This is a genomic window from Marinobacter sp. HL-58 (assembly GCF_001314605.1).
GTDB lineage: Bacteria > Pseudomonadota > Gammaproteobacteria > Pseudomonadales > Oleiphilaceae > Marinobacter.
In genome coordinates this window covers 146,286-171,001 of the sequence record NZ_LIHP01000003.1, presented here as the reverse complement: position 1 = coordinate 171,001, position 24,716 = coordinate 146,286, and the positions used below count along the sequence as shown (strand labels likewise).

Annotated in this window: 23 protein-coding genes; 22 read left to right on the top strand and 1 reads right to left on the bottom strand. The window is 59.2% G+C overall.

Features of this window, described 5'->3' with window-relative positions; all coding sequences use genetic code 11:
• Window positions 1-246 precede the first annotated feature (246 nt).
• From HLUCCO03_RS03760 to HLUCCO03_RS03735, 6 genes are all read left to right on the top strand, one after another.
• A complete protein-coding gene (locus HLUCCO03_RS03760) occupies window positions 247-1,587 on the top strand; it encodes an alkaline phosphatase PhoX (protein WP_081813494.1) in 1,341 nt (446 codons plus the stop codon).
• A 10-nt stretch (window positions 1,588-1,597) separates the two neighbouring features.
• The gene (locus HLUCCO03_RS03755; RefSeq protein ID WP_197025640.1) at window positions 1,598-2,314 is read left to right on the top strand and encodes a MotA/TolQ/ExbB proton channel family protein; all 717 of its coding nucleotides are present in this window, start codon (window positions 1,598-1,600) and stop codon (window positions 2,312-2,314) included.
• On the top strand, window positions 2,304-2,708 hold the full coding sequence (locus HLUCCO03_RS03750) for a biopolymer transporter ExbD (protein WP_027830898.1): 405 nt from the start codon (window positions 2,304-2,306) through the stop codon (window positions 2,706-2,708). The genes HLUCCO03_RS03755 and HLUCCO03_RS03750 overlap by 11 nt, the downstream gene beginning before the upstream one ends.
• Before the next feature lies 1 nt (window position 2,709).
• Entirely contained in the window at window positions 2,710-3,108 is a 399-nt protein-coding gene (locus HLUCCO03_RS03745; protein ID WP_027830899.1) for a biopolymer transporter ExbD, read from the top strand.
• Window positions 3,105-4,157 carry a cell envelope integrity protein TolA gene (gene tolA, locus HLUCCO03_RS03740; RefSeq protein WP_051603770.1) on the top strand — a complete coding sequence of 351 codons (1,053 nt, stop codon included), beginning with the start codon at window positions 3,105-3,107 and terminating at the stop codon, window positions 4,155-4,157. Before HLUCCO03_RS03745 ends, tolA begins: the two co-directional genes overlap by 4 nt.
• An 87-nt stretch (window positions 4,158-4,244) precedes the next feature.
• Window positions 4,245-5,129 (top strand): metallophosphoesterase, encoded by an 885-nt coding sequence (locus tag HLUCCO03_RS03735; RefSeq protein ID WP_036197260.1) that lies wholly within the window; start codon window positions 4,245-4,247, stop codon window positions 5,127-5,129.
• 49 nt (window positions 5,130-5,178) lie between these two features.
• Here HLUCCO03_RS03735 and HLUCCO03_RS03730 read toward each other — a convergent pair whose 3' ends face one another.
• A complete protein-coding gene (locus HLUCCO03_RS03730) occupies window positions 5,179-7,452 on the bottom strand; it encodes a sialidase family protein (RefSeq protein WP_051603771.1) in 2,274 nt (757 codons plus the stop codon).
• A gap of 494 nt (window positions 7,453-7,946) precedes the next feature.
• On the opposite strand from HLUCCO03_RS03730, the gene HLUCCO03_RS03725 reads away from it, so the two are divergent.
• From HLUCCO03_RS03725 to HLUCCO03_RS03650, 16 genes are all read left to right on the top strand, one after another.
• Window positions 7,947-9,461: a PilN domain-containing protein gene (locus HLUCCO03_RS03725; protein WP_292016609.1), complete on the top strand. Its 1,515-nt coding sequence runs from the start codon at window positions 7,947-7,949 to the stop codon at window positions 9,459-9,461.
• The gene (locus tag HLUCCO03_RS03720; protein WP_027830901.1) at window positions 9,458-10,147 is read left to right on the top strand and encodes a type II secretion system protein M; all 690 of its coding nucleotides are present in this window, start codon (window positions 9,458-9,460) and stop codon (window positions 10,145-10,147) included. Before HLUCCO03_RS03725 ends, HLUCCO03_RS03720 begins: the two co-directional genes overlap by 4 nt.
• A gap of 1 nt (window position 10,148) precedes the next feature.
• Window positions 10,149-10,463 carry a hypothetical protein gene (locus HLUCCO03_RS03715; protein ID WP_027830902.1) on the top strand — a complete coding sequence of 105 codons (315 nt, stop codon included), beginning with the start codon at window positions 10,149-10,151 and terminating at the stop codon, window positions 10,461-10,463.
• Window positions 10,460-12,190: a pilus (MSHA type) biogenesis protein MshL gene (gene mshL / locus HLUCCO03_RS03710; RefSeq protein ID WP_027830903.1), complete on the top strand. Its 1,731-nt coding sequence runs from the start codon at window positions 10,460-10,462 to the stop codon at window positions 12,188-12,190. The genes HLUCCO03_RS03715 and mshL overlap by 4 nt, the downstream gene beginning before the upstream one ends.
• Before the next feature lies 1 nt (window position 12,191).
• Window positions 12,192-13,031, top strand: coding sequence for an AAA family ATPase (locus HLUCCO03_RS03705; RefSeq protein WP_027830904.1), 840 nt, complete (start codon window positions 12,192-12,194; stop codon window positions 13,029-13,031).
• A complete protein-coding gene (locus HLUCCO03_RS03700) occupies window positions 13,028-14,167 on the top strand; it encodes a lipopolysaccharide assembly protein LapB (RefSeq protein ID WP_027830905.1) in 1,140 nt (379 codons plus the stop codon). The genes HLUCCO03_RS03705 and HLUCCO03_RS03700 overlap by 4 nt, the downstream gene beginning before the upstream one ends.
• 3 nt (window positions 14,168-14,170) lie before the next feature.
• Entirely contained in the window at window positions 14,171-15,964 is a 1,794-nt protein-coding gene (locus HLUCCO03_RS03695; protein WP_027830906.1) for a GspE/PulE family protein, read from the top strand.
• A complete protein-coding gene (locus tag HLUCCO03_RS03690; protein WP_027830907.1) occupies window positions 15,964-17,193 on the top strand; it encodes a type II secretion system F family protein in 1,230 nt (409 codons plus the stop codon). The genes HLUCCO03_RS03695 and HLUCCO03_RS03690 overlap by 1 nt, the downstream gene beginning before the upstream one ends.
• The gene (locus HLUCCO03_RS03685; RefSeq protein ID WP_051603772.1) at window positions 17,194-17,754 is read left to right on the top strand and encodes a hypothetical protein; all 561 of its coding nucleotides are present in this window, start codon (window positions 17,194-17,196) and stop codon (window positions 17,752-17,754) included.
• Window positions 17,755-17,850: 96 nt separating this feature from the next.
• Window positions 17,851-18,360, top strand: coding sequence for a type II secretion system protein (locus HLUCCO03_RS03680; RefSeq protein ID WP_036197908.1), 510 nt, complete (start codon window positions 17,851-17,853; stop codon window positions 18,358-18,360).
• A 35-nt stretch (window positions 18,361-18,395) separates the two neighbouring features.
• A complete protein-coding gene (locus HLUCCO03_RS03675; protein ID WP_036197263.1) occupies window positions 18,396-18,857 on the top strand; it encodes a type II secretion system protein in 462 nt (153 codons plus the stop codon).
• A gap of 90 nt (window positions 18,858-18,947) precedes the next feature.
• Window positions 18,948-19,409: a type II secretion system protein gene (locus HLUCCO03_RS03670; RefSeq protein WP_027830910.1), complete on the top strand. Its 462-nt coding sequence runs from the start codon at window positions 18,948-18,950 to the stop codon at window positions 19,407-19,409.
• A complete protein-coding gene (locus tag HLUCCO03_RS03665) occupies window positions 19,406-19,894 on the top strand; it encodes a type II secretion system protein (RefSeq protein ID WP_027830911.1) in 489 nt (162 codons plus the stop codon). Before HLUCCO03_RS03670 ends, HLUCCO03_RS03665 begins: the two co-directional genes overlap by 4 nt.
• Window positions 19,894-20,679, top strand: coding sequence for a type II secretion system protein (locus HLUCCO03_RS03660; RefSeq protein WP_027830912.1), 786 nt, complete (start codon window positions 19,894-19,896; stop codon window positions 20,677-20,679). The genes HLUCCO03_RS03665 and HLUCCO03_RS03660 overlap by 1 nt, the downstream gene beginning before the upstream one ends.
• The gene (locus HLUCCO03_RS03655; RefSeq protein WP_027830913.1) at window positions 20,669-21,082 is read left to right on the top strand and encodes a hypothetical protein; all 414 of its coding nucleotides are present in this window, start codon (window positions 20,669-20,671) and stop codon (window positions 21,080-21,082) included. The genes HLUCCO03_RS03660 and HLUCCO03_RS03655 overlap by 11 nt, the downstream gene beginning before the upstream one ends.
• Window positions 21,079-24,714: a DUF6701 domain-containing protein gene (locus HLUCCO03_RS03650; RefSeq protein ID WP_051603773.1), complete on the top strand. Its 3,636-nt coding sequence runs from the start codon at window positions 21,079-21,081 to the stop codon at window positions 24,712-24,714. Before HLUCCO03_RS03655 ends, HLUCCO03_RS03650 begins: the two co-directional genes overlap by 4 nt.
• Window positions 24,715-24,716 lie beyond the last annotated feature (2 nt).

Below are 24,716 nucleotides of genomic sequence, written 5' to 3'. Positions count from 1 at the left end.
GCGGGGGCCGAACGTTGGAGTATTCGGGCATGACCGACGATAGGTAGGGGAGATGACTAAAGGGTTACAGAAAGTTTATTAAGTGATGACGGTCAGGTGACAGGTTTTCGTGTGGGTTTTCATGTCATGCAACTGACTCCGTAGCGTCACCTGATGTTAACGGTGATGAAACATTCACTGTCTAGCCTTCCAATCGTTCCTGTCACGTTAATCACTCACGATTGAGTTCACCGGAGATGTTGGTTTATGTCTTACTCACCCTTGGCAAAACGTCGTTCGCAAGAGCCGAACGAGAACCGCAGGAAATTCCTTCGCCGAGGGCTGATGGCGGCCAGCGTGCTTGCTATAGGTCCGAGTCTCTGGGGACCACCCGCCTGGGGCGGATCTCCGCGCTCGGCCCGGCCTATGGGCATGGGCAACCGGGTAAGCAACATTCCGAATCTGGCTGACACGCTGCATGAAATTACCGTAGAGAATGATCCCGCCACCCGAATGATGGTTCCCCGGGGTTTTTCCGTGCGGGAAGTCGCTCGCACGGGGCAGCGAGCTCATCCGGGATCGTCCTATCTCTGGCACAGCGAGCCCGATGGCGGGGCCACGTTTCCCATGCGTGACGGTGGCTGGGTGTATGTCTCCAATGCCGAGGTTGGCGCGTTTCGCCAGGGTGGTGTAGGCGCCCTGCGTTTTAACAATAAAGGCCAAATTGTCAGTAGCTATTCCATCTGCAGTGGTACCACCAATAACTGCGCCGGTGGTCTGACCCCGTGGGGCACCTGGCTGAGTTGCGAGGAAATCGAGAGTGGCCTGGTCTACGAGTGCGACCCGACCGGCGAGCGCCTGGCCATGCCCTTGCCGGCCCTTGGCGTGTTCAAGCATGAGGGGGCAGCCGTCGACCCCATCGGGCGCTGTATCTACCTCACCGAAGATGAAGGTGACGGAAACTTCTACCGTTTCATTCCCGACGTATACCCCAGCGGCGGTCGCGCCGACCTGCGCAATGGCCGGCTTGAGGTAGCTATTGTCCAGGGCGACGATCCTGCCAGCACCAGATCACTGAGCTGGAAGGAAGTTTCCAACCCCAACCCCCGCCTGACCGGCGATGAAAACAGGCGCGACTTACCAACTCGCAAACAGATACCGGAGGCGACCAAGTTCGATGGCGGCGAAGGCATCTGGTACCACGACGGCGTTGTCTACTTCACCACCAAGGGCGACAACCGGGTCTGGGCGGTCGACACGGCCCGCGACCTGATTGACCTGATCTACGACAAGAAAACCGACGGCATTTTCGAGCCCGGCATCGATGATGTTGACAATATCACCGTGTCTTCCAGTGGTGATGTGATAGTGGCCGAAGACGGTGCCGAAATGCGCCTGGTCGTCGTTGGCGGCGATGCCAGGCCGTTTGAACTGGTCAATGTAATCGGACAGCGCGGCTCGGAAATTACCGGACCGGCGTTCAGCCCCGACGGTAACCGGCTTTACTTTAGCTCCCAGCGGGGAATTGCCGGCGATAGCACCGACGGCCGGACCTATGAAATGCGCGGCCCCTTCTTCATTGACGCGGATTCCGACAAAGAGGCCTGAAGGCTAACCCATGACAGAACAGGTAGCGACGTTTATGGATTTCAACGCATTGAGAGAGATACTCGTTCTAGGCGGGCCGGTAGTGATGGTTCTGGCAGTAATGTCGGTTTTCGGACTGGCCATTTCCCTGCTGAAAGCCTGGCAGTTCTGGTCGGTGCGCATCGGGGACCGTTCGTTCGTGGAACCCGCACTTGAAGCCTGGCAGGCAGGCGATCATCAACGTACTCTGGAAATCCTGGACGGGCGTCGCAACCCGATTGCCCGGGCCCTTGCGATTGGCGTTGAAGGTTTTCGTAGCAACGTGGCTGAGCCACTGGTGCGGGAAGAAACCGCACGCAAAGGCGCCCGGGACATCACCATTCTGCGCGGGTATTTTCGCCCCCTGGAAGTGATCAGCACCGTCTCGCCGCTATTGGGCCTGCTGGGCACCGTTATCGGCATGATCGCCGCCTTCAGCGAACTGGAAGCCGCGGGCAGCCAGGTGGACCCAACGGTGCTTTCGGGCGGTATCTGGGAGGCACTGCTCACTACCGCGGTCGGGCTTGTGGTGGCCATTCCCGCAACGGCATTGCTTAATTATTTTGAGCGCGTCACCGAGCGGTTGCATGAAGATATGCAGGACTCACTGACCCGTCTGTTTACCCAGCGTTCCCTGTCTCCGACGCCGGCGCCCGTTACCGAGACACAGGACCACATCAGCCCGAAGGCGGTTGCAAATGCATATTGAGGTCGCCCCCCGGCGGCGTCACGCACTCGGCCTGACTCCGTTGATTGATGTGGTCTTCAACCTGTTGCTGTTTTTCATGCTTGCCTCCAGCCTGGTTGACTGGCGCATTCTGGATCTCGCAACCGGCAGCAGCCCCGCCGACGCCGACGCGCCCCCGGCGGCAGAAGTCCGGGTGACTGACGACGGCATGCTCCGCTACGAGGGCGAGACGCTTGACGTCCCATCGATGTCAGAGCGGCTGTCGAAGGAACTCGAAGAGGAAGCCATTTCCGCCGTTATCCTGCGGGCAGAGGCCGGCGTGCGTCTGGGCCCGGTCGTGGGTGCATTCGATGCCCTGGCGAACTCGGGCATTGATGCGCTGGCGCTGGGAGAATCCGGGCGCGAGGGAGACTGACATGTTATTGCCCCTGCCCAAGCGCCGCAGTAATCCCGAAGACAATGTATTGCCGCTGATCAACGTGGTGTTTCTGTTGTTGATCTTTTTCATGCTGGCCGGGGCGTTGGTGCAGGAACCGCCGTTCAGCGTGACTCCGCCCGAGACCCGGCATACCGCCTCCGGCGAGCCCGACTCGCAGTACCTGGCGATCGCCGCCGACGGACGCCTGGCCTACAATGGCGACATTATTGAGGAAAGTGAACTGGCGGCCCATCTGGCCGAGCGATCTGAGACTGGAGCGCCATTACAGGTGCGTGCCGACAATGAGCTGGAGGCCGACCGGCTCACCCGCCTGCTGACGGCGCTGCGGGAAGCCGATGTCGCCGAAATTCGCCTGTTGACGACCAGCCAGCCATGATATTCGAGCCTCGTCCCCGTCATTGGGTAACCGCCTTCATACTTGCCAGCCTTGTTCACGCATTGGGCTTTGTCCAGTACCAACCTGATACACCCTCAGCGAGCATGGCGGCGCCCCCTGCCCAGGCGACCCAGATTGCCCTTGCGGCCCCTCCTGAACCCGAGGTGCAGCCAGAGCCCCTGCCGGAGCCCCCCGAGCCGGAGCCAGAGCCTGAACCGGAGATACTTCCAGAAGTGGCGGAATCGAAAGTCCGGACGCCTGACCGTGAAAAGAAAAAAGCCCGCGAACGTGAACGGGAAGAGGAGATGCAAAAGGAACGGAAACGGCAGCAGAAACTGGAACGGGAGCGGGAACTCGCGCGCCAGGAAGCGCAAAGAAAGGAAGAGCTGCGAAAGGAACAGGAAAAAGCCCGCCAGCGGGAGGAGGAACTCGTCCGCCAGGAACAGCAGCGCAGGGAACAGGAGCAAGCGGAACAACGAGCAAGAGAAAGGGAAAAGGAGAAAGAGCGACAACTGGCGCTTGAGGAACAGAAACGGCGGGAAGCCGAGAAGGCGCGAGAGCGGGAGCTGGAGGAACAGCGACAGGCAGAAGCCGAAGCTGAGGAAGAGGCCCTGGCACAGGCTGCCGCCGAAGCAAAAGATGCGGCCGCCGCGGAGGCTAACCGGGCTGGCCAGGAAGGTGGCGTGACCGGCGGTCAGGCTGGTGGGCAGGCTGGTGGCTCAGCACAGGGACAACCCGGTGGCGGAGGGGGCATGGGAGATGCCTCTCCGGACTATCAGGCTGAGGTACGGGCATGGCTTGAGAAACACAAGGACTACCCGATGATGGCGCGACGTCGCGGGCAGGAAGGCATGGCCATGGTGACCTTCACCTTTGACCGCAGCGGCCGGGTTCTCGCTTATGACCTCGAGCGGGAGACAGGGCACGACAGACTCGATCAGGCTGTGAAAGACATGATCGAACGCGCCGACCCTTTGCCTGCCATGCCCGAAGATCTCGCCCATAACCGCATGACCTGGACAATGCCGGTCTACTTCCAGCTCAAGTAACGGGCTCCTGCGCAACATCACCGGACATTCGATGTTGCTGGGGTTCGGAGTGCATACCCCCAAACAAACCTACCAACAGGAACGATGATGAAACCTACTGCAAGAATGACAACCGTCAGCGCAATGATCCTGGGCCTGTCGCTCACGAGCAATGTGCTGGCGGATACCAGCGGGACCGACGAAGTGGTTCTGAGGTTTGCGGTGCTCGGAGATGCGGAACCCAAGCCGGAACCACAGTTTCCGGGGCTGGCAGCCGCCGTGAACGATGTGAACAGGCTGGCGCAGAAGCAGGACCTGGATTTTGTCGTGGGCGTTGGCGATATCGCCCACAAAGGCACCCTGGTGCAGTATGAAAATGCGACTGAAGTGCTATCGGAACTGGACCTGCCCTTTTACCCCATCATGGGCAACGAAGAGCATGGCAGTTCCGTGGAGCGTTATCTGGAGTTTGCCAATCGCTGGGGCCGGGACAAGGCCGAGATGAAAGAGCCCAGTTATGTGATGGAAACGGACCCGGTCGCTCTGGTATTCGCATCACCGGATTTCGGACGTGATTTCGAAGACGAGGGTGTCGAATGGATGCTGAGCCAGATGCAGGACCTGAAGGCCAAGCCGGTACTGTTGATCGCCCATGCCGCACAGGCCGGTGCCTACCCGGAAAATGCCGACAAGGGCGTCAAGCATGAGGGCTTCAGTGAGGTGATTGAGCAGCCAAACCTCGCGGCCGTGATTTCAGGGGATCTGCACATGGACATGGAGCGGGTGGACCATTCGAAGCAGATCGGTTCCGTTCATTATCTCCATATCCCGGCGCTGGAGCGCACCAAGATTCCGGATGAAAGCCGCCATACACCCATGTTCCGCGTGTTCAGCCTGCAGGCCGGCGGTACGATGAAGGTGGAGACCTATCAGGTTGACGTCCCGGAACCCCTGGCACGCCACAATTATGAGTTTGATATCGAGCTCGACTGACCTGAATGGAGCGCCGCACCAGGTGCGGCGCTCCCTCGCCCGTGACTGATCAGTTATCGTCCAGTTTTATCTCTCCGTACCGGTTCATGCCTGAACCACCATCTGCGCCGGCATCGTAGACGAATCCATAGGTGCTTCCCTCCCCATCGCTGGTTAGCCGTGCCCCACGCACCCACTGGGCATTGATGTTATCCACTTGCGGGGTCGCCGGTTGCCAGTTTCCTTCGCTGTCTGTGCGGGTGTGGAACAGGTCGCGTGATTCTTCCTCAATGAACAGAACGTGAACGGTGTTTCCGTCCGCAATGGCATCGGCACCGGTCTGGTCTGCATCGACCGCGTTCTGAACCACTTTGTGATCGCTGACTTTCACCGGTTCACTGAGTGAACCGTCCCCGGCCACACGTCGCTCCCAGAGTCTGCCGGTTTCAAGCCGGTAAATAATACTGACGGTATCTGTCTGCGGCATATAGACCAGCGGGAGAATCGAACCGATATCCTCGCTGTCGGTTCCCAGCCCTGTTGCCAGCCGCTCCCGTGGCGTCAGTCCGCCATCGGGCAGCATCCGGCGATACCAGGCAGTACCGTCGTTTCCGGTGTAGGCAAGATGAATCACGTCGTCTTTACCCACCACCATCATGGGCCCTGACAGATCCGGTGCAATGCCTTCGTCAATGACCGTTTCATCTCCCCAGCGACCGTCCGGGGAACGAACTTTGAAGTGGATTTTTTCGGGGCCGCCGTAGACACCCACGATGCTGCCATCGGAACGCACGGCGATATCGGCAACCTGAGTGGGGGGCTCTTCAGGGGATGCCAGACGTTCATCCTGAATCGCCCAGGAATCAGGTTGGGTCGGGTGATCCGAGGTACGGAAGGCATGGTGCCAGACATCGTCCGAGGTCTGGTGCAGCATGTGAATAGTGTCTCCGGACAGGGTAGCGGCAAAACCTTCCAGGTCTCCCGTTGCCGGCCGGTTGGCGCCGTCAACTTCCGTCCAGCTCTTGCCGCCATCGGTGGATTTGACGGTCATCAGCAGGTTATAGGTTTCAGAAGGCTCCATCGCGAAATAGAGGTCGCCGTTAGACGCTTGCCAGGGGCCAATACGGGCGGGGGTTTCGACGAAGGTGCCACCAAGATGGCCTTCCGGGACAGTGGCGGTGACTGTCGGGTTATCGCCTTGCAGTGGCTGGCCATCGGCATCGACCATCCTGAACTCGAAGGTGTCTCCGTCGTTGTTGGTAACGGCGCCATCGGCGAAACGCCGAATCACCAGAGGCCACTCCCATTCGCTCTGGCCGCGTTGACCCGACCAGGCAGGGGTTTTATCCGCAAAGCTGATGCCAGCGCCACCAGTAAAATCCTGGCTCGACCCGGGCAGCAGATCCGTGGTCGGCTCGCCGTGTTGGAATGTCTCACTGGCCATAATGCTGACCCGGGGTGTGCGCGGCTTGCCTTCGATCGTAAACTTTTCGAACTGCACCGTGCCACCGGTGGGAACGTGGAAACCCATCGTCGATGACGGGATGGTGGCGCCAAGGTCCGCTGTGAAGATCAGCGCCTCTTCGCCCCGCTCATATTCAACAACGACCTGATCTTTATCCAGGGAAGCCTCAGCGTCCGCGTTGGTGGGCTCGTCGTCCCCGGTGAAGGCCTTGTCGTCCGCCATGACGATTTTCAGCTCAAACCAGTCGCCTCTGACAACCCTGGCCTCTCTCTTCGCGACCAGGGATTCTTCACCGTCCACGATGCGGTGGACGAGTATGGAGCCATCGGGGTCAACGTAAACCTGATTGTAGTTTTCAGAGTCCACATATCCGAATACGATGCCCGCTCCGGCATCACCGCCTTCGGGCAGACGCATATCGACAGCAAATTCGATGGGTTCCCATGGGGTGTCATAGCGCCCCATGCTCAGGATGGGGTCGTCATCAGCACGCACTTGAAGGAAGGATTCGTCATCCTGCGCCGCCATCGTCATGACAGCGGCGTCCCCACTGTCAAGGCGCCAGATTTCAGCCATGGGGGCGGCCGGCTCTGAGAAATCCAGTTCCAGTACTTTTTCCGGCTGGGGAAAGTTTTCGGCGCCGACGTGCCTCCATTCGCCGCCATTACGACGGGACTGCAGCTGAAAAGATTGGCCGTCGCTGGCCTTCCCGGGGTTATCTACTTCAAAGCGGAGGCGGAAGGGCTCATCCACCTTCACAGTGACGTCTTCATTGAGTTTTCCTGCCCAGCCGCTGTCCGCATTCAGTGATGCGGCAAAGTCCGAGCGTACTCGGAAGGCGGTCTGCTGGTTTGCAGTGGCGTTGTCTTTGGCAGACATCTGGCTGTCAGGGGCATTGCACCCGGATATGGCGAAAAGAACACCGAAAAGGGATAGCCAGGAGGGTAGCAGGGCTGACCGCGGATTGAGTGGTCTGGTCAAGCCTGGTTGTCGAGACCCCTTGAAAGAAGGTTCGCTGGAGCGGTTTTTCATCTGATACCTCATAGTTATTGGCGTAGTTACGCTCTCGAGAACTATATGGACAGAGTATTAATGGAGGATTACACCGTATAGCGGGATAACTGACCTGCAATTAGAGCCCTGCCACCGCCCCGGCGGCAATTTCCCGTATTCACATCTGTTACAATGGCGGGCTTTCAGGATAAACAAGTGCTTGTGACCTTTTCGTGTGCCCAGGGTGGCGATCTTCTTTGTTAAAGAGTTGCAAAAAGAGGTCAAATTTCATAAGAAAACATGGAATTGCGTTCACTTTCTCAACTATTATGCAAAGCGGATATAAAGCCCGATCATTATTTGCGCACTGAGGCTGGCGAGTGGCCCGAGGTTTCATAACGAAGATTCTACAGCGTTCCGGCAAACGCCAGCGTGTTTACCTGGAAGTTCGCCCCGACGGCATTGCCTGGGCGGAGTCTTCAGGTTCGGCCGGTTTTTCGGACTGTTCCCCGGCAAAGCGGGAGGGGGTTCTCGGAACCCTCGTCAGCGATCGTGGATGGGCTGGTGCCGACACCACGCTTGTCCTTCCGCTTGATCAGTACCAGGTGTTCCAGCTTGAACGCCCGGAAGGGGTTGACGAGTCCGAGCTTGGCGATGCCCTGAAATGGAAGCTCAAGGACTTTCTCGATTTCAATCCCTCTGATGCCGTGTCTGACGTGTTTCCTTTCCCTGAAGACGCTTCCCGCGGACGCGGCAAGCTGGTGAATGTGGTGGCCGCGCGGAAGTCGCTGGTCAGCGAACTGGTGGCGTTGGTGGAACGTTGCGGCCTGGCACTGATCACCATCGACATCGCTGAGCTGGCCTTGCGCAAACTGATTCCCCGTATTGACCCGGATCACCGGGGTGCCGCTCTGGTCCATTTGCGTGAGCGTTTTGGCCAGATGATCGTGTGTAAGGGGCAGACGCTCTACCTGTCTCGGCGCCTCGATGTTACGTCCGATGACCTGCGGGATGCCTCAAGCCAGGAAAACGCGGTTCAGTCGCTGGCGCTGGAGATGCAGCGGTCCCTGGATTACTACGAAAGTCAGCTTGGGCAGGTGCCGCCTTCCGTCATCAGGCTGGTGGCCCGTGACAACGTTCTGCCGTTATCGTCCATGCTGGCATCCTACGTGGCTGCCGGAGTTGAAACACTGGACTGGGCGCTTTTTGACCTGGAACAGGCTGTGGACAGTCGCTGCCTGGTAGCCTGGAGCGCCAGCCTGGGCATGGCAGTTAATAGCGATGACATTTCCCAGCAGGTCAATCTCTACAACGATGATCTGCGGCCCCGCAGGGAGAAACTGCAGGCCGGGACAGCATTGGCCCTGCTCGCGCTGGCCCTGGTTGTGATAGCTGTCGCTGCCGGTGTTACCCGTTATCAGGAATCGCAGTTACAGGCAGATACCCTGGCCCTGCAACAGCAGAACGAGCAGCTCCGGGGCTCCGTGGAGCAGCTCACGAACGAGATGGAAGCCCGCCAGCCAGATCCTGAAGTGGAAGCAGACCTGGAGCGTGTGACGGCAACCCTGGCTCGCCGGCAGCAACTGCTGGACCGGGTGGAGAACCTGATTGCCACTGAAACCACGGGCTTCTCCGAATCACTGTCGGCCCTGGCCCGTCAGGTGCCGGACGGATTGTGGTTAACGAATATCCGCCTGGATGCCCTCCACGGCGATGTGGGTCTGGCAGGCCGGGCGCAATCAGGCCGGCTGGTGCCGGTGTATCTTGAACAACTGGGGAATGAGCCGGCGTTCAGCGGCAAGACCTTCGGCAGCTTCCGGCTTGACCGGGAAGAGGACGGGCGCTGGATCGAGTTCCAGGTGGCAACAGATGCTGACCGGGAGGCTCCACAATGACTCCGGTTTTCCGTCAGTCGCTGGATCAGGGCGCCGCGTGGTTCAATGAGCGCCCCATTCGTGAGCGGGTTCTGCTTACGGTCACCGCATTGGTGGTGGTCCTGTTTGCCGGCTGGGAGCTTGCCGTTGCTCCGGTGGTAGCGAGTAACGAGCAGCACCGGGCCCGCCAGGTGTCCCTGGACGATACCCGTACATCGTTCCTGGAGCAGCAGGAGCGGCTGACAGAGCAGTTGGCGTCAGCCCCGTCACAGGTGCTGAGAGACCAGCTTGCGGCCCGGCAGCAGAGGCTGGAGAGGCTGAATGATGAGCTTGCTGAAACCACTGGCCGGCTGATTGCTCCCCGGGCCATGGTGGTACTGTTGCGGGATATGCTTGCGGCCCAGGACAAGCTGGAGCTCCTGGGCATGGATCTGCTGGCGCCGGAACCGGTCTTTGATGGTAAAACTGAACAGGCCGGCGAGGACAACGGGAGGGAATCTGAGGAACCACTTCTGTTCGCCCACGATGCGGAAATCACCCTGCGCGGCGACTATATGGATGTGCTGGCTTACCTGGAGACACTTGAAGCCATGGATGCGCGCCTGGGCTGGGTGCTGATGGAATACGATTCCGATGATTACCCCGATAACGAAGTCCGGATCAGGGTGCGAACCCTGAGCCTGGATCGTGCATGGCTGGGGGTGTGACATGAAGTTGCTGTTGATCGCAATCCTGGCTATGTCAGCAACGACTGCGGCGGCTCTGCAGGACCCGACCCGTCCGGATGGCTTCGGTGCGGCTCCTCAGGCTCAGGTGCCGGAGAAAGAATTTACGCTGGCGTCGATATTTATTGGCAACGATCGCCGGGTAGCGGTGATAAACGGACAGGCCCGCAGGGAGGGGCAGACATTCGAGGGGGTTCGCATCAGGCGAATTCACCCGGACCGGGTAGAGTTGGTCGATCAGGGACGAGTGCGGGTTTTACGCCTGGAGCCTCTTCCGCAAGTGCGGAGTTCCCAATGACAGACAAACGAGCTGCTATGACACTGAATCGAACATTTCTGACCCTGATGCTGGCCGTTTTTCTGACTGCCTGCAGCAATAATCCCTTGATGCGAACCAGTAAGGCAACGTCCACCGACACCGCCGCCGCCATTGAAAAAGCGATGGACGAGGCGGAGGCAGAGCAGCGTCAGAAAGCCAAGGAAGAGCAGATGTCCGGGGAGGTGCCCGAGGACGTCAGCGCCGCTCTGATGCCGTCGCTGTCGGGCGAGACCGATGATGAAGACCGTTTTGACGTCAACGCGCGGGGGTTGGCCGCCGGGCCATTCTTTGAGGCGTTGGTCGAGGGTAGCCGGTACAATGTGGTGGTCCACCCCGATGTCGAGGCAACCATCGACCTGCGGCTGCGCGATGTCACGGTTCCCGAGGTCATGGACATTGCCGGTGACCTGTATGGCCTGGATATCGAGCGCAACGGCCGCCTGTTCCGGGTCAGGGCCAACAGTATCCAGACCCGGCTATTCCCGATCGATTACCTGCATTTCAAGCGCAGTGGCGGTTCCGAAACCCGTGTCAGTTCCGGGCAGGTAAGCAGTTCACGGGACAACTCCACAGGTGCTGGTTCCAACCGGGACAACTCTGGCGACAACAGCACCGCCAACCTGGTGGGTACACGGATTTCCACGGAAACCGAATCCGACTTCTGGCAGGACATTGAAAGCGCCCTCGAGATGATTATCGGAGGTGACAACGGCAACCAGGTGATCGTCAATGCCGGTGCCGGCCTGGTGATGGTCCGGTCCGATGGGGAGTCTCTCCGGCAGGTGGAAGAATATCTGCGCCGCACCCAGCTGATCATGCAGCGACAGGTGGTTCTGGAGGCAAAAATTCTGGAGATCGGCCTGAATGAAGGCTACCAGCAGGGCATCAACTGGGCGGATATTCAGAGCGCTTCCAGCATTACCGCCTCTGACGGTTTGCCGGAGGACTTCACCGCGCAGGCACTGGCCGGGCAGGCTATCAATACCTCTGACATTGGCGGGCTGTTCTCGGCCAGCGTACGGGCCGGTGATTTTACGGGGCTGATTGAGCTGCTGGGGGAACAGGGCAACGTACAGATCCTGTCCAGCCCGCGCATTTCCACGGTGAACAACCAGAAAGCGGTGATCAAGGTGGGTACGGATGAGTTCTTCGTTACTGATATCGACTTTGACGACAATAACTCGGCCGTCACCGCCTCGGACAGAACGTCCACTTCGGTGGAGCTCACGCCGTTTTTCTCCGGTATTTCCCTGGATGTGACACCGCAGATTGCTGAGGACGGTGCCATTACCCTGCATGTCCACCCTTCTGTCAGCGAAGTGAATGACCAGGAAAAAGTGATCACCGTGGGCGAGCGGGATGTGACGTTGCCGCTCGCGCGGAGCACTGTTCGCGAAACAGACAGCGTGATCCGTGCCGAGAGCGGCCAGATCGTGGTTATTGGCGGGCTCATTCAGAACTCCAGCGAAGATAACAATTCGGCGGTACCCTTCTTCAGCGACATTCCCCTGCTGGGGGAACTGTTCAAACAGCGCCGTTTCGAGTCCCGCAAGAGTGAGCTGGTTATCCTGTTGCGCCCGGTCGTTGCCGGCAGTGAACAGATGAGTGCTGACGTGTCCTCCAGCCGTGAACGCATGCAGGTACTGCGGGAACTGCTGGAGTCGTCCGAGTCTGCCCAACCCCAGCCGGAGAAAGCCGAACGCTAGCATGTACGAATCCCATTTCGGACTGCAGGAAGCACCGTTTGCATTGACGCCCAACACCCGCTACTTCCTCAGGGCTCGCAGCCATAGTGATGCGCTGGAGTTGCTGTTGGTGGCGCTGCGTGAACGGGAAGGCTTTATCAAGATCACCGGTGAGGTGGGCACCGGCAAGACACTGCTCTGCCGGCTTCTGCTCAATGAGCTGGAGCAGGATGCCCATACCGCCTATATTCCCAACCCCCATCTGACGCCGGATACCCTCTACGAAGCGGTGGCAGAAGAACTGGGGGTGGATGTGGCTCGCTGTGCCAATACTCACCAGATCCTCAAAGCCCTGAACGAACGGCTGATTGCCCTGGCCATGGAACAGCGGCCCGTGGTGCTGGTGATCGACGAAGCACAAGCCATGCCCGAGGAAACCATCGAGGCCCTGCGGCTGCTCACCAACCTGGAAACCGAAAGTACCCGCCTGTTGCAGGTGGTGTTGTTCGGCCAGCCGGAACTGGATGAACTCCTGAAGCGGGACAGTATGCGCCAGCTGCGCCAGCGCATCACCTTCCAGTACCGCCTGGCGCCGTTGGACAGGGTCTCCGTTGCACAGTACCTGAGGCACCGCCTGGCCCAGGCCGGTTACAACGGCGGTGACCTGTTTGCCCCGGCGGCCCTGCGGCTGATCTCCCGTTCGTCCGGTGGTATTCCCCGGCTGGTCAATATCATTGCTCACAAATCGATGCTTTCGGCGTGGGGGCGTGGTGACCGGCAGGTCGGGCGCTCACATGTCATTCAGGCTATCCGTGATACCGATAGTGCCCACCTTCCCAACCTGCTGGTGAGGTGGTTATGAGCCTGCTTAATGACGCCCTCAGGGCAGCGGAGCAGAGGCAGAACCGTCCGGAAGCGCCGGGTGCCTACGTGGGTGAGCAGCCACAGTCCCGGAACCGCAGGCCTTTGCTCATGGCCGTGCTGGTGATTCTGGTGCTGATGATCGCTGCAACCGGTGGCTACTGGATTTTTTCCAATACCCTGTCGCTGGAACCCACTGCGCTGGAAAGTGATCCATCCCCGGAACAGCCGGTTCGGCGGGAAACCGTGGTTGCTGTCGAAGACAGGCCGGACACCCGAGCCGTGGAAACCGTGAACCCCGCTCCGGCAAATGAAGAGCCCGGGCCTGAGCCCCGTCAGGAGCCGACACCGAAACCGGTTGCGGCTCAGGGCCGGTCTGCGGAACCGTCAACCGAGCAAGGAGTGCAGGAAGCGACCGCACCGGAAGTTACTCAGCCGGAGGCGACCGCTGAATCCGCGCCTCCTGCAGAAGAAGAGGAAAGCGCAAAGAGCGAGGAAAGTGTTGCCCGGGAAGACGAGAAGCCATCCGCGGAAGTGTCTACGGCTGGCGTGAAACAGACCCCGGAAACGCCAGCGGCCCTGGACCGAAGCACCGCAAGGGAGCTGGAGAAGCTGCTGGCCCGGGGCAGCGTCACCGATGCCGAGCGCCGCCTTGCATCACTGACACAGGAGCAGACGGCACCCCGCAGCCGTTATGTGGTCGCAAGGGCGCTGCTGGTGGACGGAAAGCAGGATCAGGCTCTCGGCTGGTTGCCCGAGACCGTGGCAGCCGGGCATTCGCGCTTGCGCCTGTTGAGAGCCAGGGCGCTGCATGCCAACGGTGATCTGACTGCAGCTGTCGATACGCTCAGCTCGGATGTGCCGCCGGTGGAAGACCACGCGGAATACCGGGTAACACTGGCGACCCTGCTGCAGCAGCAGGGAGAAAACAGTAAAGCGGCCCGTCACTGGGCAGAATTGATTGCCTGGGATGACAGCCAGGGCCCCTGGTGGGTAGGACTGGCAATTGCGCTGGAAGCCCAGGGTGAACAGGCCGGAGCTGCCCGGGCTTACCGGCAGGCAGCCGAGCTGCCGGGGCTGCCCCGTTCACTGGCAGATTACGTGCAGCAACGGCTGCGGGCGTTACGGGCAGGATGATTCATGGCTGAAGCGAAGAAGAAAATCCGCATAGGTGACCTGCTGGTCCAGAACGACGTCATCACCGAACAGCAGCTGATGACGGCCCTGCGTGAGCAGAAGAGCACTGGGCGCAAGCTGGGCCGCACCCTGATCGACCTTGGCTATGTGGAGGAGGACAATCTCCTCAACATCCTCTCGCGCCAGCTCGATGTGCCTTTCGTGCAATTGCGGCACTTCCAGTTCAATAACGACCTGGTCAGGAAACTGCCGGAAGCCATGGCCCGCCGTTTCCGCAGTATTGTACTGGCGGAGCAGGGCGGCGAGCTGTTGGTGGGCATGGCCGACCCCCTCGACATCTTCGCTTACGACGAGCTGGTGCGTGTACTCAAACAGCCGATCAAGCAGGCGGTGGTCCGGGAGAGTGAGCTGCTCAGCACCATTGATCTGGTGTATCGCCGCACTGACGAGATTGCCTCGCTGGCGGAAGAGCTGGAAGACGAGCTGGGGGATGATGCCTTTGACCTGGCGGACATCAGCGCCGAATCCGAGAGTGCCGAGGCCCCGGTGGTCAAGCTTCTGCAGACACTGTTCGAGGATGCGGTGCAGGCCAGAAGCTCTGATATTCATATCGAGCCGGATGAAACCGTCGTGCGGATTCGCCAGCGGGTGGACGGCGTGTTGCAGGAACAGGTGATGAAGGAGAAGCGGGTGAACTCCGCCCTGGTGCTGCGCCTCAAACTGATGGCGGGCCTGAACATCTCCGAAAAACGCGTTCCCCAGGATGGCCGTTTCAATATCCGGGTCAAGGGCCGCAGCATCGATGTGCGGGTATCCACCATGCCGGTTCAGTATGGCGAATCGGTGGTCATGCGACTGCTGGACCAGAGCCAGGGCATGCTGAACCTGGACGCCTCGGGCATGCCACCAAGACTGCTGGAGCACTTCCGGCGCATGATCAGAAAGCCCCACGGCATGATCCTGGTCACTGGCCCCACCGGCAGTGGTAAAACCACAACCCTGTACGGCGCACTGGCTGAGCTGAACCGCCCGGAAGTGAAGATCATCACCGCGGAAGACCCGGTGGAATACCGATTGCCACGTATCACCCAGGTGCAGGTAAACCCGAAAATCGGCCTGGAGTTCGCCAGTGTGCTACGGGCGGCGCTGCGCCAGGACCCGGATATCATCCTCGTGGGTGAGATGCGCGACCACGAAACCGCTGAAATCGGCCTGCGTGCCGCCATGACTGGTCACCTGGTGCTGTCCACCCTGCACACCAACGACTCCATCAGCAGTGCCATGCGCCTGATTGATATGGGGGTGGAACCCTTCCTGGTGGCCAGCTCGTTGCTGGGCGTGGTGGCCCAGCGTCTGGTTCGCAAGGTGTGTGATAACTGCCGGGAGGGCTATGAGCCCACCGGTCAGGAGAAGGTCTGGCTGGAGCAGTTCGACCTCGACCCGCTGGACCTGGAGGCGGGCTTTGTTCATGGGCGTGGCTGCTACCAGTGTGGCAACAGTGGATACGTGGGCCGGCTGGGTGTTTACGAAATGCTGGAAATGAACGAAGGCATGCTCGATGCCCTTCGGCGCCAGGATATTTCCGGGTTTACCCGTGAAGCCCGTAAAAGTCACCTGTACCGGCCGCTTGGCATGTGTGCGATGGATTTTGCCCTGCAGGGCATTACCTCACTGGAAGAAGTGGCCCGGGTGGCTGCGACCTCAGAGGGCGATGTGTCTCTGGAGGAAGTGCCTGTTCTCTCCCGGGCTTCGGAAACCGCCGCCCACAACCCCGGTCCGGGTGAGGGAGGTGCCTGATGCAGTTTAGTTACCGGGGTAAGGACAGCCGTGGAACCGTGCAGCAGGGTGCGCTGGCGGCACCGAGCCCTGAGGCAGCGGCATCGGAGCTGATGCGACGTGGCATTACGCCTTTGTCCATCCGTGAGCAGGAACAGACCGAATCCGTGGTTGACCGGCTGAACAAACTGCCGGTTTTCCGCAAGAAGATCACCCTGGACGAGCTGATTGTGTTCTGCCGCCAGATGCATGCGCTGACCAGGGCCGGCATACCACTGATCCGGACCATGCGAGGGCTGGCGGACACCACGCGTTCACAGGTACTTGCCGAGGTGCTGGACGATGTGACTGACCGGCTTGAGGGTGGCTCTACCATGGCCACTGCCATGCAGGCGCACCCGAAAGTGTTTTCCGAGCTCTTCATCGCCATGATCCACGTGGGCGAGAACACGGGACAGCTGGACGACGCCTTCAAGCGCCTGTCTGACATCCTGGAGCTGGAACGGGACACCAGGCGCCGCCTCAAACAGGCCATGCGCTATCCCATGTTTGTGGTGATCGCCCTGTTTGCCGCCCTGATGGTCGTGAACTTCCTGGTGATCCCGAAGTTCGCTGCCGTCTTCAACAAACTGGGCGCGGATCTGCCATTTCTGACCCAGGTGCTGGTGGGCACGTCCAACTTCCTGCTGGGTTACTGGTACATCGTGCTGTTTGCCATCGCCGCCAGCGCACTGCTGTTGCGCCAATGGAAGCAGACCGAGCAGGGCCGGCTGACTTGGGACCGCTACAAGCTGAAAATGCCCATTATCGGCCCGCTGCTGGAGTTGATTACCCTTAGCCGTTTCGCCCGCAACTTCGCCAGCATGCTGGCGGCGGGCATGCCGGTAACCCATGCACTGACGGTGGTTGCCGATGCCACGGACAACGCCTGGATATCGAAACACATCAAGGAGATGCGCGCCGGTATCGAACGTGGCGAAAGCCTTTTACGCACCGCCCGGCAGAGCGAGATGTTCACACCCCTGATCCTTCAGATGATTGCCGTGGGCGAGGAAACCGGTTCTGTCGACGACATGCTGGTGAATGTGGCTGACTTTTACGATGAAGACGTGGACTACGGCCTCAAACGGCTGGCGGAATCCATTGAACCAATCCTGATCGTCGCCATGGGCATACTGGTTCTTATTCTGGCACTGGGCGTGTTCCTGCCCATATGGGATCTGGGAGCCGCCGCCATGGGGCGCGGCTGAATGGCCGGCCAGCAGTTCTCGGCCGCGCCGGCGATGGCCAATGCCCGCCGGCTGAGGTTTCTGGTCGCCACAGGCATTCTGTTCGTGCTCTGGTGGGTATTGCTGGGGGTTGTAGAGCGGGAAGCCGCCAGGGCGGAGCAGGAAGGCACGCGGCTGATGCTCAACCAGATCAGGAGCTTGCTGGTGGTCAAGGGGGCCGAAGTCCGCCTGAAAGAGGGGCCCGATTTCAGGCCGTGGGCGGAAAAGAACCCCTTTGACTGGTTCGAGTCTGAACCGGCCGCATACGGTGGCAAGTGTCCCGAGGGGCAGCCGCAACCCGGTCAGTGGTGTTTCAGGCCGTTACAGGCCGGTGACAAAGGATACAAAAATGACACGGCGGGCGATTACGGGCAGGTTATATTTCAACCACGCCAGTCGATAACCATAGGAGAAAGGCAGGGAAGCCCCGACACAACCCTGGCCTGGGTTGTGGCCGTCGAGTTCACGGACAGCAACGGCAATGGACGCCTTGATGAAGCGGACCTCCAGTCCGGGCTGATGTTACAGCCGGTGGAGCCATAAAGCGGAATTGCGAATACAGGTGTTGAAAGTGCCAAGGGTCAATAAAAAGTGCCAGGAATCAATAACAAGCCTCAGGGGGACGGAACTATGACGGCGATGACAGCAACAAAACACCGGACTCGGGGTTTTACCCTGATTGAACTGGTGGTGGTGATCTCCATTCTTGCCATCCTCGCAGCCTTTGCGCTGCCGAGGTTCGCCGAACTGTCGGACGAAGCCCACCGTGCAAGCATACAGGGCACCTCCGGTGCCTATGCTGCCGCTGTTGCCCTGGTTCGTGCCCAGTGGACCGCCCGCGGCGCCGGTGGCGCGCAGACGGACCTGCCAGGATTCGGCGAGGAAAATGTGGACGTCAGCGCCGATGGCTGGCCCACGGGTGTAGGTGGCAACACCGACCCGGACGCCATGACCGCCACCGAATGCCAGGACCTCTGGCTGGCCCTGATGCAGTCCAACGCACCGTCCGTGGCGACCAGTGGCGACACAACCGACTACACCGCCTCGGCAAGCGGCTCCGTGTGTACCTATGAGTACAACCTGAACGGCGGCACCGACAACATCCAGTATGACGCCAGTAATGGCGAAGTAATCAAAGTCATCAACTAAACACTTTTAAAACGCAGCAAAAGCAGGAGAAAACCATGAATGTGATGAATCAGATGGCAGCGAGAAAAGAGAAAGGTTTCACCCTTATCGAACTGGTAATGGTGATTGTGATTTTGGGGATTTTGGCGGCGTTTGCGTTGCCGCGGTTTGCGGATTTGGGGGGAGAGGCTCGCCAGGCAAGTATTGAAGGTGCGCGTGGGGCAGTCAAATCTGCTTCGGCAATTGCTCATTCGGCTTGGTTGGCTGGGGGAAGTTCAGGCGATGTTGATCTTGAGGGAGAGACTATCGAAATGAGCAATGATGGTTATCCACTAACTGAACCGGTTGATGGTGATAATGGTGGCATCATAGAAGCCGCACAGTTGGATGCTAACGATTACACACTTGATACCGATACGGATAACGAGTTGACGGTTGAGTTGGGTGCCTGTTCTTTCACATATACTGATTCAGACGGAGAAACCACTGCTGTGAATATCCCAGATGGCGGTTGCTAACTTGTTTCCTAATGGCGCGGGTCAGATTGGTCGAAAGCGCAATCCGATCTACGTTTAGATTCGAAACTGAAGGGAATCCGGGAGAGGGGCATGACAAAAATGAACGCCCCGAGGTCATCGGGGTTCACCCTGGTTGAGCTGGTTATGGTCATCATCCTGATCGGGGTTCTCGCCGCTCTGGGAGTTGGCCTCTTTGCCGGCCGTTCGGCGTTCTCTCCCCTGCTGGCGACCCAGCAACTTGCTTCCGCCACGCTGCTTGCCCAGCAGGCAGCGCTGGCGGGTAATGCCGCCGATACCCTGACGATCGAGCAGGGCAGTAACAGTTTTCGCTTTACCGTTGGCTCAGGCACGCCTGATCCCAGGGTTTTCGAATTGCCCCGCGAGGGCACATCTCTCTCTGTTGCCGGCGGATTGCCGCTGACAATCCGTTTTAACGGCAATGGTACACCGGACTCGGGAGCAAACCTGAGTCTGACGTTCTCCGGTGACAGCACATTTGAAACCTGCCTCAGTTCCCTGGGTGCGGTTTACCGCGGGAGCTGCCAGCCATGAGGTCAATTCAAGGTGGTGCCACCCTGGTGGAACTGGTGATGACCATCGTTATCATCAGCGTGGCCATTGCCGGTGTGGTGGGTGCCTTTGCACTGATTTCCGGACGCAGCGCCGACCCACTGAACCAGACCCGGGCTGTGGAACTGGCGCAGCTGTATATGGATGAGATTATTTCCAAAAAGTACGACGACGCGACACCTCAGGGCGGTACGCCGAAGTACGCGGGTTCCTGTAACATCGGGCCCGAGGAAGAATCCCGAGACACTTACAACGATGTTGATGATTACGACGGCACCTCGGATTCGCCGCCAAGAAGCGCAGAAGCGCCTCTGGATGGCTACGACGGTTTTACTGTGGATGTGGCGGTTGCCTGTGCGGGCGGTGAAGTGGACCTACCTGGCCCCGAAGCCAAACGGATTGATCTGATTATCACCACACCAGGCGGCCAGTCGTTCTCGTTTTCCGCCTACAGGGCAAATTTCTGATGCGCCGCGCCAATGGTTTTACACTGATCGAGCTGATCATGGTGATCGTGTTGCTTTCGGTTGTGGCGACGATTTCGGTGCAGTTCGTATCCCTCTCGACCCAGGGCGCCATTGATGTCAGTTCGCGGCAGCAAAGGGCGTTGGCCAGTGTGGTCATCAGCGAGCAGATTACCCGAGAACTGAGGGAAGCCTTGCCGACCTCGATCCGTACCAATGCCGACGGTTCCTGTATAGAGTGGATGCCCATTCGCGCCGCGTCGAACTACCTTGATTTGCCACGGGGCAACACACCCTCATCGTTTGAGGCGGTGCCGTTGCCGGGAGGGCAGTCTGTGACCGGCCGTGTCGTGGTTTACGGGTACGGCAGCGACGTCTATGACCTGAATAGTCCGGGGCCCGTGTCGCCGCCCGCAACCTTGACCGGCAGTAGCGTCCCGGCGACGGTGACGTTTGACGACGGTGCCACTCACCGCTTTACGGCACGGTCTCCGGAAAGGCGGTTCTATATCATCGACGACCCGGTATCCCTGTGCCAGTCGGGGCGCTGGCTATTCCGTTATAGTGGTTACGGAATCAATACGGCAGTTGCATCGGGCTTGCCCTCAGGCATACCCGGGCGTGAAGTGATGGCCGCCACCCTGGCAAAAAACTCCCTCGTTTTTGAGGTCACGCCGCCGACATTGCAGCGTGGAGCCGTCGTCTCATTCAGGTTTGTACTGGAAGACACGCAAACCGAAGAGTCCACCAGCATCAGTCAGGAGGTACAGATCCGCAATGTGCCCTGACAAACTCCTCAACAGGCAGTCCGGCGCGGGCCTGCCCATCGCGCTGTTCATCGTGACGGTGCTGGCGCTACTCGTTCTTGGCATGTCCCAGCTCCAGCAAGGCAGTGGTGAATCCATCAGTCTACAGATCCAGTTCCAGCGCGCATTTTTTGCTGCCGAAAGCGGTGCCCAGGTGGCCGTCAGGGACGTGCTCGAAGCAGACAGTTGTGGCGCTATTACCAGCTCCATTGATTTTGAGGAGGCTGACGGCCTGCAGGGGTGCAGTGCGATGATGGAATGCGAAGCTGTCTCTGCGGCTATTGGCGGCTCCGGGGGCGATACGGTGTATACGATTACCAGTACCGGCCAGTGTGGCGCCGGGAATGATCAGTCAACTCGGTTGGTAGAGGTACGGATACGATGAACAGCCACTGGTATACCACCGTGTTTTCGGTTCTGGTGTTTTCATTCGTTTTGTTGCCGACACCGGCAGTGAATGCACAGGATGCTTCCGGCCCCATCGGTGAATGGCGGATGGATGAAGACTCATGGGAGGGTGCTGCAAACGAAGTATTTGACAGCTCTGGCAATGGTTTTAATGGGCGTGCGGCAACGAATGGCAGCTCCGGTTCGCTGCCCGATACTGACGAGGGGAAGGTCTGCAACTCCGGGTATTTCAGAGGGCAAGGATTTAGTACCGGTCCATTTAACCAGTACGTCGATGCACAGCACTATGTGGAGATCAGTGATGGAGATCTGTTGTCACCATTGGCAGTGACAGAGGCGATGTCGATCGGGGGATGGTTTCGGGCCGATCAGTTAAACGGGACGCTTTTACATAAAGGCCAGGGCGGGGCAACTCAGGAGTATCAGGTCAAGCTGTCTGGTGGGCAATTGCAGGTAACCTTCTGGGATGCGAATGGCTCGCCCTACACTGTCTCGGCAAACGCTGCGTTGCAGGTGGATCAATGGTATTACTTCGGCGTCACTGCTCATCGCCCGAATGGCAACCGTTTAGAGGTGCAGATTACTGTCCTGGATGAAAGTGGCCAGTCAATCGGTGTCGGAAATGACAACTGGAACCCGTTTTTTGCCGGACGAGGTGGTAAATACAGTCAGAAACCCACGACCGGCAGTTTATTGTTTGCCGCGGAAAGCTTCGGGCCTCAAAGCCGGGTTAATTTTTTTGCCGGCCGGCTTGATGAGATACGCCTGCACCAACGAGTGTTGACCGACAGTGAAATCCAGAATAATGCGTTGGAGACACGTCCCTGTAAAGACAATGAGCTTCAGTGCTTTAACGATGACTTCGCGGCCGGCAGCTTGAGTGACGATTGGGTAACCTCGGTATCCAGTGGTAATTTTACGCCTCGCGTTGAATCCAACGGCCGCCTGAGAATGACTCAGGCGGTAGGCAATCAATCAACAGCAGCCACGCTGCAACGGGAAATTCCCGGTGCCGATAATCTGGTGATTCTCGAGTTTGACTACTACGCCTACGGTGGCAACGGGGCAGACGGTATCGTGATCGCCCTCTCGGACTCGAGAGTCACTCCGCAACCGGGAAGCTTCGGAGGGTCGCTGGGCTATGCCCAGAGGAACAACGGTGATGCAGGGTTCGCTGGCGGCTGGATGGGCGTTGGGCTTGATGAATTCGGTAACTATTCCAATCAGACGGAAGGTCGGCAGGGTGGCGTCGGGTTCGTTCCACAAGCCGTTGTGGTAAGGGGGTCAGGTAGTGGCCAGAGTGGCTACAAGTATCTTGAAGGCACCTCTGGCCTGAGCCCGGGTATCGATGAAACCGGCTCGGACAACCCCCACCGGTATCGTATTACCGTAGACTCGCGAAGCCCCGGAGAGGCTATCGTTTCGGTAGAGCGCGATACGGGTGGTGGAATGAATACGTTGATCCCACCCTTCGATATGCTGGCGGATTCAGACCAGGCACCTGTTCCGGAAAACTTTTTACTGTCCCTCACGGGGTCGACGGGGGGCTCCACCAATATCCATGAGCTTGATGAGATCGAGCTTTGCGCCCTTCAGCTTAATCCTGTCGGTGAACAGGTTGACCATTTCGAAATTCTCCATGACGGCGTGGCGCTGACCTGCCAACCGGAAACGGTGACGGTTCGCGCCTGTGCCAACGAGAACTGCGACCAGCTCTTCACCGACCCCGTTCAGGCAACCTTGTCGCCTTCCGAGGGCTGGGAAGGTGGCAACGTGATCGATATTGCTAGAGGCACGGGCCAGGCGACCCTGCAAAACACCGTTGCCGGCGAGGTGACGCTGGATGTGGTTGGTTCGGAGCCGTCGACACGGCCCCAGGCCGTTACCCTGTGTCAGATCGGCGGCGGCAATCTGTCTGCCGCGAACTGTGGGCTGGAGTTTTTTGACTCTGGCCTGGCGTTCGAGGTACCAGACCTGACGTCCCACCGGCCGTCTGGCCCCATTGAGGTGCGCGCAGTGCGACGGGATGAGGAAACACAGGCGTGTGTGCCGGCGTTTGAAAATGTGGAAAAGCCTGTGCGCTTCTGGTCAACCTATGTTGATCCTGGCCCGAACGGTCGTCCGGTCAGCCGCGCCCTGAACGTGGATGATACCGATATCAGTGGCGACCCGGGCAATCCCACTATCCTTGATCTGGATTTTGGCGCAGGCGGTGTCGCGGAGATTGATGTCCGTTATCCCGATGCCGGCCAGATGCAGTTAAACGGCACCTACCTTGGGTCTGAAGCAACGGAGGATGATGGTCTGGTGATGCCGGGGTCCGACCAGTTCGTCAGCGTGCCCGCCGGGCTGTGTGTTTCCTCGCCAGGGGAGTGTGCGGCGGGTGATGCCTCCTGTCCGCTTTTTGTGAAAGCCGGCGAGGAGTTTGACCTGACGGTGACCGCGGTTGGCTGGCAGAACGACGGCGACAGCAACCTTTGCGAAGGTAACCCGAATACCCCCAACTTCCGGTTGCTGGATATACCGCTGTCTTCCGGGGTTGTTGCACCGACCGGCGGCGCGGATGGCACTCTGACACCGGAAAGCTATACCCATACCCGGTCAGCTGACGCCACCGAAACTCTTGCGGCGCGGGTTTCCGAGGTAGGTGTTTTCAGGTTCTCGGCCACGCCGGCTGCGGGAAGCTACCTCGGGAAAACCGTGCCCCCCGGAATCAGTGCCCCTGTTGGCCGGTTCTATCCGGATCGTTTCAATGTTGTGATTGACTCGGGTGAGTTGGAACCGATGTGCAGTATTGGCACGCCGTTTACTTATACCGGCCAGGCCATCGGATGGGCGTTGCCGCCCAACCTGGAAATAGAGCCCCTTTCGGTGCAGGGCACACGCACGCTGAATTACACTGAGACTGGCTTCCAGCGGTTATCGGTGGCGGATGTTGTCAGGTCCTTCCCGGTAGCGGACAGCTCCGCCCTGAATCGGGACAGTGGTCCACTGGCGGTAACGACCGATATCGGTTCCGGAGTGCTTGGTATCGCTGAGCCCGGGCTGTTGAGTTTTGATTACGGAATCGATGATACCGTTCAGTACAGCAAACTGTCTGAAGCGCGTGTTGCGCCGATAGAACCGGATCTGGAGTTTTCCGTGGACAGCGTGACGGATGCTGATGGGGTCAGTGCCAGCAGCTCTCCATACCGCTTCACCCCTTTGGCGGACTTCGAGGTAAGGTATGGTCGGCTGTCCATGGACAACGTCTACGGCCCGGAAAATATCGACGAGCTTCAGATGCCCTTCCGGCTGGAGTACTGGAATGGTTCCCGGTTCACGGTCAATACGGCAGACAGCTGTACGCCATGGACAACGTCGGATATCAGCGGCACAACAGACCATCACACTCTGGCGACGGACTCAGGCACGTTTATTAATGGAGAGGCCGGACCGTTAAGCCTGGAGCCTTCTGGCTCACAGGGCACGGATACGCTGATCTGGGGTGTCGAGGAGTGGCTGCAGGATGACACGGATGACGACGGCACCCTGGAAAACCCCTCAGCCCTCGCCACCTTCGGCGTCTATCGCGGCCACGACCGGATTATTTACTGGCGGGAGCGCTAGGC